Annotated in this window: 11 protein-coding genes and 2 pseudogenes; 6 read left to right on the top strand and 7 right to left on the bottom strand. The window is 61.7% G+C overall.

All coding sequences use genetic code 11. The features are described from left to right. The 6 genes and pseudogenes from M3I54_RS21880 to M3I54_RS21855 all read right to left on the bottom strand — a co-directional run. Window positions 1–309, bottom strand: a pseudogene (locus tag M3I54_RS21880) (hypothetical protein); the annotation flags it as partial. Window positions 310–891: 582 nt separating this feature from the next. Further along, entirely contained in the window at window positions 892–2,556 is a 1,665-nt protein-coding gene (locus M3I54_RS21875) for a Na+/H+ antiporter (protein WP_254339723.1), read from the bottom strand. 62 nt (window positions 2,557–2,618) lie between these two features. Then, window positions 2,619–2,999 (bottom strand): potassium channel family protein, encoded by a 381-nt coding sequence (locus M3I54_RS21870; RefSeq protein ID WP_254339694.1) that lies wholly within the window; start codon window positions 2,997–2,999, stop codon window positions 2,619–2,621. Between the two features lie 89 nt (window positions 3,000–3,088). After that, window positions 3,089–3,769 carry a VIT1/CCC1 transporter family protein gene (locus tag M3I54_RS21865; protein ID WP_254339692.1) on the bottom strand — a complete coding sequence of 227 codons (681 nt, stop codon included), beginning with the start codon at window positions 3,767–3,769 and terminating at the stop codon, window positions 3,089–3,091. Window positions 3,770–3,867: 98 nt separating this feature from the next. Next, window positions 3,868–4,644: a response regulator transcription factor gene (locus M3I54_RS21860; RefSeq protein ID WP_254339690.1), complete on the bottom strand. Its 777-nt coding sequence runs from the start codon at window positions 4,642–4,644 to the stop codon at window positions 3,868–3,870. A gap of 43 nt (window positions 4,645–4,687) precedes the next feature. Continuing rightward, window positions 4,688–5,350 carry a hypothetical protein gene (locus M3I54_RS21855; protein ID WP_254339688.1) on the bottom strand — a complete coding sequence of 221 codons (663 nt, stop codon included), beginning with the start codon at window positions 5,348–5,350 and terminating at the stop codon, window positions 4,688–4,690. A gap of 236 nt (window positions 5,351–5,586) precedes the next feature. On the opposite strand from M3I54_RS21855, the pseudogene M3I54_RS21850 reads away from it, so the two are divergent. Further along, window positions 5,587–5,769 (top strand): annotated as a pseudogene (locus tag M3I54_RS21850) (hypothetical protein); the annotation flags it as partial. A gap of 202 nt (window positions 5,770–5,971) precedes the next feature. Here M3I54_RS21850 and M3I54_RS21845 read toward each other — a convergent pair. Then, window positions 5,972–7,501 (bottom strand): transglycosylase SLT domain-containing protein, encoded by a 1,530-nt coding sequence (locus tag M3I54_RS21845; RefSeq protein ID WP_254339687.1) that lies wholly within the window; start codon window positions 7,499–7,501, stop codon window positions 5,972–5,974. Between the two features lie 436 nt (window positions 7,502–7,937). Between M3I54_RS21845 and M3I54_RS21840 the strand changes: the two genes are divergently transcribed. From M3I54_RS21840 to glgX, 5 genes are all read left to right on the top strand, one after another. Continuing rightward, window positions 7,938–8,861 carry a transporter gene (locus M3I54_RS21840; protein ID WP_254339685.1) on the top strand — a complete coding sequence of 308 codons (924 nt, stop codon included), beginning with the start codon at window positions 7,938–7,940 and terminating at the stop codon, window positions 8,859–8,861. Window positions 8,862–9,442: 581 nt separating this feature from the next. Next, window positions 9,443–11,347: a GGDEF domain-containing protein gene (locus tag M3I54_RS21835; protein ID WP_254339683.1), complete on the top strand. Its 1,905-nt coding sequence runs from the start codon at window positions 9,443–9,445 to the stop codon at window positions 11,345–11,347. Between the two features lie 110 nt (window positions 11,348–11,457). Further along, complete coding sequence (locus tag M3I54_RS21830; RefSeq protein WP_254339681.1) at window positions 11,458–11,646, top strand: AlpA family transcriptional regulator; 189 nt, start codon at window positions 11,458–11,460, stop codon at window positions 11,644–11,646. A 91-nt stretch (window positions 11,647–11,737) separates the two neighbouring features. Further along, a complete protein-coding gene (locus M3I54_RS21825; protein WP_254339721.1) occupies window positions 11,738–12,082 on the top strand; it encodes an antibiotic biosynthesis monooxygenase in 345 nt (114 codons plus the stop codon). A 296-nt stretch (window positions 12,083–12,378) separates the two neighbouring features. After that, window positions 12,379–14,556, top strand: a complete 2,178-nt coding sequence (gene glgX / locus M3I54_RS21820) for a glycogen debranching protein GlgX (protein ID WP_254339680.1) — start codon at window positions 12,379–12,381, stop codon at window positions 14,554–14,556. The last annotated feature ends 15 nt before the right edge of the window (window positions 14,557–14,571 follow it).

Raw genomic sequence — 14,571 nt, 5'->3', positions numbered from 1 at the left:
GCTACCGCCCGTGACGCCCGCTCCGCCGCCGCCGCCGCCGCTAAACCTCGTGGTGCTGTTGCCGCCGTTGGCGCCGGCGCCAGTTGCGCTGCTGACCCCGCCTAAAACGCTGCCACCGCCACCGCCGCCGGACTGCCCGAAGGCGGATGACGAAAACAAAAGCGTATTGCCAAGAAGAGCCGTCACCGTTACCAGAACGGTTACCAACCCCAAGATGGTTTTCCGTTTGATCGTGGCACGAACCCGCTCCGGTAGGTCAGTCCGACCCCGGGCAGTAACTCGCTGGATGACGCGGAACCACTTGTTCATGGCCCGACTCCGGAAACCGTCACAGCAAGACCGGTGAACCCAAAAGGGACGCCACGATTGCGGCGATGGCCGGGCGCGGGGAAATCTGCACTTCGGATTCACCGTCACGGCGGAACAGGTAGGAGATCAATCAGGGGCGCTTGCGCGTAGCCGCCGGCTTGAACGGACGCGCCCACCTGTCGCAGCTGGACCCGACGCTAGTTCAAGCCTGGGCTACAGGGACTGAAAAACCAAGGGGTAATCGCTCCATGCGCAGTCAACGTGTCTGAAGTGTAATCACGACACCCTGGACCTCTTCCACTGGCTGGCGACCGGATGCTGCGGCGTGGTGGCACGTCACGTCCGGGGAAGACGGGGTTGATCATGACTAGTCCATCGACCGCCAGGTCAGGGCAACGTTTTATCTGATTTGCCGCAGAGCACCGCGCCAAAGTCGGAAAGTGTTTAGAAAGCGGACAGATAGCTCAGGGGGCAATGGGTCTCTTGAGGGTCGGGTCATGCCTTTTGTATGAAACGCGCGGCCCGGACGTCGTGTGTTTCCCGCCGACCGAAGTGCGCTCGAAAGCTGACCGTCGTGATCCGTCAGTTAGCAGCCTGTTCACGGGTGGTCAGCGCCGTTTCCGAATAGTCTACCTCCCGCATCAGCTTGCTCAACGTCTCGTCATTGATCTCGTTGGCGTTGCGCAGCTCCAGCAGCGCAGCGCGCTCTGCGCGCATTGCCGCAAGGCTGAACTGAATTTCCAGCGCTTCCACCCTGCGCACTTCGTCAGCGGAATTCCTGTCGTGGGTGAACCTGGCGAGTCGCCGGCGGTATAGATCCATCACGCGTGCAGCCGCATCCGCAGCGAAGGCGGTTGCGGACTCGCCATTATCCCCGGTGACGGTTCGATGAAGGTCGTCGACGGCGCGGATTGCGGCTTGCGCAGCGACCTTGCGCGCGTGGACTTCCTCATCTGCATGGGCATCGTGCCCGTGGCGCGTCCCATATAGCAACTGCGGCAGTGCGAAGACGGCAACAAGCAACGACGTCAGGATCACCCCTGAAGCGATAAAGATCACCAGGTCACGCCCCGGCAACGGCTCTCCGCTGGATAACGCAACGGGTATCGACAACACGCCTGCGAGCGTCAGCGCACCACGCACCCCAGCGACCGTCATGATCGCCACGGTACGTAGCCCCGGCACAGCGTTGATCACGCCGTGCCGGGCCGCTCCGAGGCTTGCAAACCACCGCAGCAGCCAGACCCACACGAAGCGCATCGTATAGAGCGCGAGCGTGACTGCTGCGACGTAGCCGATCAGCCGCCACACGTCACCATTACCCGTCTCGTGAGCGTCGAGGAGCGCACGGCCGATGATGTTCGGGAACTGCAATCCCAGCAGGATAAACACCATTCCGTTGAAGACGAATTCGACCATTGCCCACGTACTGTTCGCCCTCACGCGTGCCGATACCGAACCGGCGCTGGTGACAGTCACGTAGTTCATCATCATGCCGGCAGCAACCGCCGCGAGAATGCCAGAACAATGGAAATGTTCGGCGAACAGGTAGGCGGCGAACGGAATCAGCAACGTCAAGACAACGCCGGGCGCTGGATCGCCTTCGCGCGTCACGCTGCGCAACCGCCGTATCACGAAGCTGAACAGCCAGCTCACCGCGGCGCCCATCGCAAGGCCGCCTGCGGCGATGATCACGAAGCTGATAGAAGCCTCCCGCAGCGAGAACATGCCGGTCAGCGCGGCCGCAATCGCGAACTTGAGCGCGACGAGACCCGAGGCGTCATTCATCAGCGCTTCGCCCTCGAGAATATGCATCAGCTGCGCTGGAATGCGATTCTTGCCGGCAATGCCCGCCAGCGCTACGGCGTCTGTCGGCGACAGCACCGCTGCGAGCGCAAACGCGATGGGAAGCGAAACGGTGGGCACGAGCGCATGCACGAAGTAGCCGACCACGAGCACCGTCATGAACACGAGACCGAATGCGAGCAGCAGGATCGAACGGCGCCGCATGAAGAACTCGCGTTTCGGAGTGCGCCATCCGTCCGCGAAGAGTAACGGCGGGATGAAGAGTAGCAGAAACAGTTGGGGGTCGAAGGTGACGTACAGACCGAACTTTGGCCACGCAAGCAATGCACCGATTGCGATCTGGACGAGCGGCAATGGCAACAGGCCACGCAGAAGCCGCACGACGACGCCCGATACGGCGACCGCGAGCAGCAGGATCAAAACGGTGAAGACGATTTCCATCAGGGTCATCAACCGTGAGAATTCGAACCGGGTCTTACTATTTGCTCAGCGCGACAACTGACCTAGCGACGTGTACCTGCGTTTTGTATCGCCTCGTCGACACCGCGAACCGCTGCGGCAGCAACAGTACTTACGAGCAGTATGCCCAGCACCCCGAGCGACACTGAGACAATATGGCCAACGCTTGTGGTGGGCACGATGTCGCTTTGACCGATCGTAATCGCCCTCATCGCGCAAAGGTAGAGCGCTTCCCCAAAGGAGCATGGCAATCCGCTTGCAGAGTCGACCGGACCACCGAAGTTATACATTACGACGGAAAGCAGGAGGTAAAGCGCAAACAGAAATGCGATCGGGGCACATAGCTGCCAAAGGGCCTTGGGAAATTCTGCCACGACGTGACGAGCCATCAGCGTAGCGTGCGCGGAATTGTTGGCGGCCTTCATGATGCTAAACCTCCCACAATATTTTGGGTCGCCCTGCCGGGAATCCACTCGCACCTGGAAAGCGGGCCGGCCGGGTGTAGAAGGGTCGGTTAGCCGCCCAGCTTGATGATCGCCATCGTAAGTAGAATGCCAAGCGCAATCATTGCGATACCTGCCTTCATTGCCCCTGCACCGGTGTAGCGCCCCAGCGCAAAGCCGGCGACGAAAAGCATCACGAGTGTGAGCACGCGCGAGGCGACGAGTGCCGTTGTCACATCCCTGAAGACGAGAAACGGCACCGCGACCGGGAAGGTTCCCAAAACAACAAGCAGAAAGATCCCCAGCGCGCCGACGAAGTCACCACTCACAAAATTCGCCCGAGGTGGCAGCGTCAATGCCGCCGCGAGGCGCGCGCGGATCCGCTCGAGGTCGGCATCTTCGACGAGCGGCTCCAGCTTCTCAGGCAATGCATCGCGCAACACCCGTACGGCGACAGCCTCGTCCTGCTCGCGCTTAACGGACTGCGCGAGTTTCAGGCGCTGCCCTCGATCAGCGAGCGTACGTACGAGATACATCACGGCGTCGGCGAGACCCCACGCGAGATTGCATCCGAGCGCCGCGAAGAACATCTTGTACCCTTCATCTTCGCCTGCGGTGACCGCCTTGACGGCACCGACGAACGTCAGGGCCATGAACAGACCAAAACATATTTCGCAGACACGGTCGACGGTATTGAGAATCGGTGCGCGTCGTTCGGGTTCGGCGTGTCCGGCCGGCATGATAGTGCTCATATGGCCTCGACTCAAGGTAGACAACGAGACGTTGCGCTAGCTGCCAACATGGACTGCTGGTACGAGCAGTGTATGAAAGAGACGACAGTTCAATATCCCTATTTTAATAAACCGGGAACGGCGAGAGCCGCGCAAGAGGCCCGAGGGTGATGCATGGGGGGCTCCGGCGCTTCGAGATCGGCCATTGCGGCGAGGCGGATCAGCTCGGGCAGCGAACGAGCTTTCATCTTCGCCATCACGCGTCCCCGATGTATCTTGATTGTTTTCACCGCCGCGCCCATTGTATCGGCGACGACCTTGTTAGGCCGACCTGTCACGACGAGCGCCATGACCTCACGCTCACGACGTGTCAGCGTATTGACGCGCCGCTGGACCTCGTCACGTCGTTCGTGCTCGTCGAAAAGCCGTCGAGCACGTTCAAGCGCGCGCCGCATGGCATCGAGCAGAACGGACGCATCAACTGGCTTCGCCAGGAAATCCGTTGCGCCCGCCTTCATCGCTTCTACTGCTGTATTCAGGTCCCCATGTGCTGAAATAAAGACTATCGGCACGACGCCGTCCAGTCGCCTTTGCAGCTGGATACCACTCAGGTCTGGCAGCTTGAGATCGAGCAGGAGGCAGGCTGGCGCGTGCGTCAGGTTCGCGCGCTGGAAAAATGCGCTGGCGCTGTCGAATGCCTGGACGTTGTAGCCGCACGAGCGGAGCAGGCGCGACAGGGCATTGCGCACATGCTCGTCGTCGTCCACGACGAATACGATGGGAATGGCCGCATTTGACGCGACGGATGTGTCCGCCGCTTCGCCGCAATTCCCCGGGCCGAAAGCTCGATACGGGAAGCCGTCCCTCTGGCAGATGGGTGGGTAGACGTCTTTCATGCCGGGTTCTCCCGAGCGATGATCCTGAAGCTAGCACAATGCGTCACCCGTGGCGAGAGAATGCGTCCATGGCGCGTAGCACCACCGGATCTGCTTTCGGCCAGCAGGAAATTGCATGGACAGATCCGTCACGACCGCCCCTGATCTGGGGCCCGCTCGCGAACAAGCGCGCGGGGCGCCCGCAGACGGAGCGCGGCGCGCGTCGTGCGACGTGCACCTCGTCATTCGACAGCATTTCCCGCAGCGCTTGTCGCACCTCACGGTGTCCAGCGCTGAGTTGCTGCGCCAGTTGGGTCGCGGTACGCTCGCTGCCGTCGGCCAACGCTGCGGCGATGGCGCCCGCGAGGCCCGGCCTGCGCGTCCGTGTCTCTGGATCATCGTATCGCTTCGGCCCGTAACTTGCGGCCAGTCGGGATGACGCCCTGTGCGGCAGACGGGACTTTGTTTTCTGGCCGCTGCCATCCTCCACAGGCGTTACCACCGCTTGCGAACGACCTGTACGCGCGGTCCGGCAGCGCCGGTCGATATCCATCCTGAAGAACGGGCTCGAAAAAATCTGGTACAGGTGCGTGACCTGGAAGCGCGAGCAGAGCGCCCGTCGAATGGCTTCCCAGTCGTCAAAAATGCCTGTGTCTGCAAGCTCGAAAGCCCTTTGGCGAATGACCTCGTGACACTCCGTTGAATTGATGACCTCGGTCTCTTCCATCTCACCTCTCCTGGTCGCGCACGAACGGAAATGTGACGTCGGCAGCGGCCTATCCTCATAAAATAGCAGGTCTGGTTTCCATCGCAATGGGCGCGCCTGGCGCTTCTGAAACACGTTAGACGTCCGAAATCAAAGCCGATATCAGACCTTCGTCCGACAAAACGCCATCGCGGCCATGAAAGCGCTTGCAGGGAGAATGGTTGCGCGTCCACGCTTAACAAACAGCCAGAACGCGAATCTTTCTGAGCTTTGGGTTGATGGCGCCCCGCAACCCACTGGTTCTTATCACAATCATGCTGGGCGCCGTTTCAATTGCGTCCGTCGCCTACGTCATTGTCGACCTCGATACGCTCTTTCGAGGAATGATCGTCGTATCGAGCCATCCGCTGCGCTACGCTCTCACGGCTCTGGCGCGCTAGCGTTCGCACGCCGGATATGCAGGTTTCCTACTTCCGGCGACACCGTTTAGAGCCAATGCTCGCTTACGGGGAATGCGGGGTTGTAGCCTGCGCATCGCGATCCCGCCAGTGGTTGGCGCGCACGTGCGGCTGCAGCGCTGCCCATTGGCACGGGTAATAGTCCACTGTCCGCGTACGCCCATCCGCGAGCTCCGCTTGCCGATCATCCCTTCTTGCGCATCTGTCCAATCGCGCGAGAGCGCGCCGCCTCGGCTTCCTGCACCAGCCGGTAGGCAACGTAATATTTGAAAACATTACGTACATAGGTCGTTGGCTCGGTGCCAATCTTCTCGGCAACCACGATCTCGACATTGTTGAACCACTTGTTGGGATCCAGACCGCGTGCCGCCGCTTCCTTGCGCATCCTCGCGATCTTTGCAGGCCCCGCGTTGTAGCTTGCGAATGCGAAGAGCGAGCGATCCCTCTCCGAAAATTGTGCATCTGGAAAGTAACGGACCATCAGGGAATCGAGATACTTTGCTCCTGCATGGATATTCGCCTCCGTCACGCGGATGTCGCCTACTGCAAGTTCCTTCCCGGTGGCCGGCATGAGCTGCATGATTCCAATCGCCCCAACGTGACTGCGTGCGTCCTGATTTAGCTGGGACTCCTGATATCCCTGCGCCGCAAGCAAAAGCGGATCAAAGCGGTACTGCCCGCCGTATTTTTCAAATAAGCTGACGGTCTGCCTGAACCGCTTCATCTCCTCCGTCTCCGTATTGTTGGAAATCTGCTTGATGCGTTTCATTTCCTGCTGGAGACGGACCTCGGCGACGCTCTGCTTCTTCACGTAATTGACGTAGAAGTCGTTGATCGCATCCTTCAGCTTGGGGCTCTGCAAACGGATCGCCCATCCGATATAGCCAGCGTCGCGCACCGCCATATCGTCGTGCACAGCGATCCCAGGCAGTATCTGCGCCCATATCTTCGCTTTCCAGTCATCCACCACGAGGATCTGGATGAGCCCAACATTGAGCATCTCCATTGCGTCCTCGTCCTCAAGCGCATCGGGGAGCAGCGCAAGCTTTACGGGAGCCTTGCCTTCCTTGCGAAAGCGCGCATTCAGCGTGTTCAGGCTCTCGTAGTAACTGCTGCTGGCGCGTACATGGACCGTCTTTCCGCTGAGATCGTCAAGCTTCGCGAGAGACGGCGACTTCGGCCCGGTAATAACGACTTCGCGTACCGGCGTTCGGTCGCGCGGCGCCACGAAGTCGACCTGTTTGAGACGCGCCTCGGTCACCGTCAGATTGCCGGCCGCGATGTCGCCCCGGCCGGCGATCAGCCCCGGGATCAACTGGTCGCGCGTTGTCGGGATGATGACCAGGGTGAGCGGGCGCTTGCCAAGCGTCGATTTGTATTTCCTGTTCACATAACGCTCGAAGTCCCGCATGAGCCCGGCAGTCAGTCCGCGCTCGTGACCCTGGTCGTTAAAATAGAGTGTCCGACTATAGGGAACGAGTACGCGGATCACACGCCGGTCGAGCATTGCGTCGAAGTCACCCTTCCATGGTTGGTTGCCGAGATCGATACGGCGCGCCCCGGTAGCCGACGCGGGGGCAGCAGCGGCTGCCGGGGTAGACGCGGAAGCGGCAGGCTGCGACACCGCACCTTGCGCGGCGCAGCACGTCGCCACACCCGCGGACATGCCTGCGCAGAACGCCGCAATGTACATCAACGCATGTATGACGCGCATCGTGAAGCCCCGCTACAAATCCGACGGCTGGAACGAACCCCGGTAGTGCCCGTGTGTGTACCAATTGCCGTGCCATGCTCGTCCTTCGAGCTGGGACGCCGCAACGCGAACCCGGTCCGGTCAGGAATACCGCCGCACCTGCTGTGCGCTGGCGACGGCCTCACTGCACCGACACATCCCGATACTGCCACTATGGTGGCTTGTGAAAATCGGCCTATGGTCCTACACGGCGAGCTCCGGGGACGGCAGGCCGAGGGCAGTTATTGCTCCATCCGTCAGGTCAAACGAGCCCGTTCACGCGCCGCCTCCCGACGACAATCAGACCATCGTCCTATTCACCGGCGGGGACGTCGCTGCTATCCTGGGTTCCGAACTCGCGAGGCGTATGCAGCCGCATCGCATTCGCCCCCCTTCCGGCAAACCGGATTGAACCGCCATGAGCAGGCGACCCGCTCTCGGGTTGCGTCTCTGTTACTGCGCTGCCGTGCTGCCGTGGCTGGCAAACGCACCGCGCGCGCAGGAACTGGAGCCGCGCACCTATTCTCCCTCGCCGATCGGCACCAACTTTCTCCTCCTGGGTTACGCGCACGTAAGCGGCGACGTACTCACCGACCCGTCCCTCCCCATCACGGGTGTAAGCACACAACTGAACAACCTCGTTCTCGGCTACGTGCACACGTTCGCGCTGGCAGACCGCGCGGCGTCGATCGGCGTCGCCGTGCCATTCGTGAGCGGCAACCTGAATGGGCTCGTCATAGGTGCACCGACCGAGGTGCATCGCGCAGGCCTCGGTGACGTGCAGTTTCGCTTCGCGCTGAATCTGATCGGCAACCCCGCGCTTTCACCTGAAGCGTTTTCCCGTGCACCGCCCGTTACCTCGCTCGGCGCGAGCGTGACGATTCAGGCGCCCACAGGCCAGTACGTCCCCTCACGCCTCGTCAACGTCGGTAACAACCGTTGGGCATTCAAGCCAGAGGTCGGGATATCACAGCCATGGGGAAACTGGTTCTTCGAGGCCTCGGCCGGTGTCTGGTTGTTCACGAACAACACGAACTTTTTCAACGGACGGGAAAAAAGCCAGGCTCCGCTCGCGGTCGCACAGCTCCATGGCGGATACAGCTTTCGGCCGGGGCTCTGGCTCGCCGCCGATCTCGGCTATGCGCTCGGTGGCGCTACTGAAGTCAATGGTGGATCGAGCAGCGGTCGCCAGTCTAACGCGCGCGGTGGCGTCACGCTTGCCGTGCCGCTCGGTCGCGGCTGGTCTGCCAAGCTTGCCTACTCTCGAGGCTTTGTCGTGCGCGCGGGCGGCAACTATCAGATCGTCTCCGTCGCGATCCAGTATCGCTGGTTCGATCATTAGTTGGGTCATTGGCGCCTCATGAGGGTCACCTCGACGCATTGCTCCCATCAATCAGCCGGCTGGAACGTCCAAACGGCAAAAGCAAATGGTCGCGTTGGGCGGCCCGAACTCGCCCCCCCCCCGTTCAGCGCGCTGACGCCGCAAATTTCGAAGAAGCATAGTCGGGCGTCCTCATTGGCTGAGACATGTTGAATAGCGTTGCCAAAAGCGTTTGCAACCCTGAATGGCGAAAACTGGCTTTGCGAAGTTTCCAGAAGAGATAGACGACTCCGGATGGATGTATGGCCGATACCCGCAGGTCACCGTCACCGATTGCGCTGTAGGTTAAAGGACCGCTATATCGGGTCGGCTACCGCCGAACGCGTCGAGCAGTAGTCAGCCGCATCCGGACAGCCATACGGGATGCCGGTAAGCCAAAGGCGAGATGCCCCTGGAGAGCCGCCACTCGTCATCCGGGCGGGCACAAACGAACTGACGTGCAAGAATTGGGAACGTGTCTCGGAGGTGATCCCGTCCTGAAATACGGTGGCGCCGTCGATCGCCTACGATGATAGACAAGCCCGCACCGGAAGTCAGACATCATGGCGCGTTCACTCACTACCGCCGCTCGCTGGTCGCTCGATTACATTGCGCGCAAATCGTGGCTGCAAAGGGCGCTGCTCGCACTTGCCCTGCTTGTTACTCTGAATATCCTGATTAACTCATGGCAGTCGTGGCACGACTTCCGAGCCGCAGATACCCTTGCAGCACAGCGGCTGAACGGCCAGGCCTCGCTTATCACGGCACGCATCGAGGACCGTTTGCAGCGCGTAAGTGTGTCGACGGCGCAGATCGAGAACATGCTGGATAGCCAGACGCTCGCCGATGTCGAGCTGACGCAACTGGCAATGATCATGCGTCCAGCGCTCGGTGAAGTGCTCATTGCTGTCTTCGCGCCTGACGGCCGGCCGCTTGCCGGATCGAGTGCGAGTGTCGGCAACCAGGTGCCTGGCCTTGAATCAGTGCTTGCCCGTGTGCGGAATGATCCGTCTGACCTCGTCACAGACCTTGCGACCTGGGCACAAGAGGCAGTCATCATTTTCGCAAAGGGGCATCGTAACCGGGCAGGTGAACTCGACGCGGTCATCGTCCAGGTGGTCAACGTCGAACCGCGCCCGCTCGAAGCCATGAATTTGCCGGCGGGCACTTCCGTCCTGTTGCGCGACAGTGCGGACCGCGTCATCGCACGCTACCCGGCCGCTCTCGCGGTGGCGCCAGGACAGAAGCTGATCGACGGCACGGCGACGACTGGCCCCACGCCGACGACCCGTTATCTGCTCTTTCCTCCGGACGGTACGCAACACTTGGTGGCCACACGCAGGATCCCGCTCGGATCCACAGCAAGCTACTGGACACTTGATGTCGGCCTTTCGGTCGATGTATACCGCGCGAGTGTACGACAAAGCTTGTCTATCAACCTCGCTGGCACGGCCACAGTCCTGGTCATGCTGGCGAGCGCGAACCTGCTCGTGCGCCGTGAGCGTCACCTGTTCGATCAGGTGCAACAGTTTGCCAGCCTGATTTCGACCATTGTGAAGAACATGCCCACGCCGGTTGTTGTGGTACAAACCAGCGCAGGTAACGTTCTGGTTGCCAACGAAGCCATGCTGGATGTATTCGGTGCGGTCGCGGGCAAGGGGCAGCCGTTTGCCCGGCTGTTTGTTGACCCCACAGCATGGACAGAGACACAGGCGGTCGGTCAGAACGACGCGGTCGCGATGCTCACCCGCGACGGACCCCGGCATATGCTGCTGCGCAGCACACAACTCCCCTTTGGCGTGCAAGCCGATGAATCCGATGCACTGCTGGTCACACTCGTCGACGTCAGTCATCAATACCAGCAGCTCACTCAGCTACGCTCCGAAGCCGAAGTGGACTCGCTCACTGGACTGCCGAACCGCCGCAGTTTCGCGAGGGCCTCCACGCAGGCGGTTGCGCGTGCTCGTGAGCAGCACCGGCCGCTATCGCTGCTGGCACTGGATCTGGACTACTTCAAGCTAGTCAATGACACGTACGGTCACGCAGCCGGGGATCGTGTGCTGGCAGTTGTGGCACGCGTGCTTGAAGGAGCGCTGCGCGCGGAGGATCTGGCCGCCCGCCTGGGCGGCGAAGAATTCGCCGCCATCCTGCCCGACACAACAGCTGAACAGGCCCAGGCCGTTGCCGAACGTATTCGCACCTCCATCCAGAACACGCCGATCGCCCTCGAGGCAGGACAGACCATTTCGCAGACCGTAAGCATCGGCATCGCGTCATACCACGATGGCGAAGATGACATCGTGGCAGCGCACGAGCGTGCCGATGCCGCGCTATATGCGGCTAAGAACGCAGGGCGCAATCGTGTCCACATCGCGATGCCGGCCGCCCCTGACTCCAAGGAAACGACATTACAGGCACCATCAGGTCGTGAAAGTCAGGCATCAAGGACAGACAGAGAGAGCACGTGACCCGCTGACAGTCCTACGACGGGAGGTTGAAGAATGGCGTGTTCGGCGACGCCTCCCTCGATGTCTGCTGTGCGCCTCATGACAGACGTTTGCGTGGTGGACTTTTGCGCATGCCCGAGGTACTCGACAAGATTGGCTTGGATGAATCGATGCTCACCGAATTGATCAACGGCGGGGACTTCCCGCGCCCGGTGCGTATCGGCTCACGCGCGGTGCGCTGGTCTGAAAACGAGGTGGACGCGTGGATTGCCGCGCGCCTGGCCGAGCGCGATCCCGCTGCCGCCCCCCACCCCCGCTAGCCCACGCTGGACCTCGCGAAGACGTGTTGGCCAGCCATGGCGGACTGCGTGGCGGGCTGGCACATTCGCAAATCACCAAAACCCCCGCCACATAAGGCTTTTCTGGCTTGACAAGTACTTTGCCATCAACCGCTTCAAGGTCGCGCCAGGCTCCGAGGCCGCATTCGAGGAAGTCTGGGCCACGCGCGACACGCACTTGAAGCAAGTGCCCGGCTTTATCGAATTTCATCTGCTCAAAGGCCCGCAGCGCGAAGACCACGTGCTCTACGCGAGCCACACGATCTGGGCGAGACACGCGCACTTCGAAGACTGGACGCGCTCCGACGCCTTTCGCGCGGCGCATCGAAACGCGGGCAATACGGGCGGCGCAAACCGTCCGATCTATCTGAGCCACCCCGAGTTCGAAGGCTTCGAAGTCGTGCAAACCGTGAAATAGGCGCTGCGCGCGGAGTCGTAAAGAAAATCGGTAAATCTGTGCACGCGCTGCGCCAAAGCTACACGCTCGCAGCACGCACGCCGCCTGACGCAGCAACGCGCGGCGCGATCCACGCGGCGCACACCATCTTCTGCGCTGCCGCCATGCCCCACGCATCCGGCCCCTCTCTCCTCGTCTTGCCCCTGCGTGGCGCTGCGCTGCGCGTCTTAGGCCCAAACCTTGCTTGATAGAAGCCCCCGCCCTCGCGCGCAACGGCGTTGGAGGCGCGCGCCATTGCGTCCCCAACCGACGAGCCCATGAAGAAAAAAACCGCTACCCGCATCGTAGAAGGACAGCCGTACCCACTCGGCGCCACCTGGAACGGCCGCGGCGTGAACTTCGCGCTCTTCTCCGCGAACGCTACGAAGGTCGAGTTGTGTCTCTTCGACAAGAACGGCCTGCGCGAACTCGAACGCATCGAGTTGCCCGAATACACCGACGAGGTGTGGCACGTCTATCTGCCAGACCTCAAACCGGGCGCCATCTATGGGTATCGCGTGCATGGGCCGTACGAGCCGCAAGCGGGCCATCGCTTCAATCCGAACAAGCTGCTGCTCGATCCCTATGCGAAGGCGCACCTGGGCGCGATGCGCTGGCATCCCGCCGTGTTCGGCTACACGATCGGGAGCCCCGACGGCGATCTTTCGTTCGACACGCGAGACAGCGCGCGCTATGTGCCGCGCTGCCGCGTAGTCGATCAGGGCTTCACATGGCACCACCCGATGCGCGAGCGGGTGCCGCGCGAGCGGACGATCATCTACGAAACGCATGTGCGCGGCTACACGATCCGCCATCCCGACGTGCCGCCCGAAGAACGCGGCACTTTCGCAGGGCTCGCGCAAACGCCGGTGCTCGAATATATCCGTGGGCTTGGCGTGACATCCGTGGAGCTACTGCCCATCCATACCTTCGTGAACGACTCGCACCTGCTCGAACGCGGTCTCACGAACTACTGGGGCTACAACACCATCGGCTTCTTCGCGCCGGACCCGCGCTACTCGGTGGGCGCGCACGGCTCGATCGACGAGTTCAAGAACATGGTGGACCGCCTCCACCAGGCGGGTCTCGAAGTGATACTCGACGTGGTTTACAACCACACGGCCGAAGGCAGCGAACTGGGCCCGACGCTTTCGTTTCGAGGCATCGACAATGCTTCGTACTACCGGCTACCCGAAGACAGGAGATACCACATCAACGACACCGGCACGGGCAATACGCTCAATCTCTCGCACCCGCGCGTGCTGCAGATGGTCACGGACAGCCTGCGCTACTGGGTGCTGGAAATGGGCGTGGACGGTTTTCGCTTCGACCTCGCGACCATCCTCGGGCGCGAGCCCTACGGCTTCGACGAAGGCGGCGGCTTTCTCGACAGCTGCCGCCAGGACCCGATCCTCGCAAGCGTAAAGCTGATTGCCGAGCCTTGGGACTGCGGGCCAGGCGGCTACCAGGTGGGCGGTTTCCCGCCAGGCTGGGCGGAATGGAACGACCGCTTTCGCGACACCACGCGCGCCTGGTGGAAAGGCGACGAGGGCAAGGCACCCGACCTCGCCACGCGCCTGTGCGCCTCGGGCGACAGCTTCAACCGGCGCGGGCGGCGGCCATGGTCGAGCGTGAACTTCGTTACCGCGCACGACGGCTTCACGCTGAACGATCTCGTTTCGTACAACGAGCGTCACAACGAAGCCAACGGCGAAGATAACCGCGACGGTCACGGCGACAATCTCTCGTGGAACTGCGGGGCGGAAGGCCCGAGCGACGACCCCGAAATCCGCGCGCTGCGCGAGCGCCAGAAGCGCAACTTCCTCGCCACGCTGCTGCTCTCGCAGGGCACGCCGATGCTGCTCGCGGGCGACGAGTTCGGCCGCACGCAGCGCGGCAACAACAATGCGTACTGCCAGGACAACGAGGTGAGCTGGGTAGACTGGGAGGGCATTGACGACACCGGCCGCGCGCTCGCCGACTTCGTGCGCAAGCTCACCGCGCTGCGCCACGCGCTGCCAGTGCTGCGACGCAACCGCTTTCTCATCGGCGAGCACAACGCCGCGCTTGACGTCACCGACGTCGAATGGCTCTCACCCGCGGCCGTACCCATCGCTCGGGAGCAGTGGGACGATTCGGCGATGCGTTGTTTCGGCATGCTGATCGATGGACGATCGCAAACGAGTGGCATCATGCGCCTCGCTTCGGATGCGACCATGCTCATCGTGCTCAACGCCTATCACGACGTGGTGGATTTCACGCTGCCTTCCGTGCCGGGCAACGATCAGTGGAACTGCCTCATCGACACGAACATGCCCGTGCGCGACGAACTGCCCGAATTCGAAGCGGGCGATATCTACCAGGTGACAGGCCGTTCGCTACTGCTGTTCGCGCTGCACGCGCGTGGCGCGACGCGGCGCGTGTTCGATCGGCTGGAGGAAGATCTCACCGGGTAATCGGCAGGCTTTTTT

It is taken from the genome of Paraburkholderia sp. CNPSo 3274 (assembly GCF_024206475.1).
Taxonomy (GTDB): domain Bacteria; phylum Pseudomonadota; class Gammaproteobacteria; order Burkholderiales; family Burkholderiaceae; genus Paraburkholderia.
The sequence above is the reverse complement of the archived record's forward strand: the minus strand, read 5'-3'. Positions and strand labels throughout refer to the sequence as shown.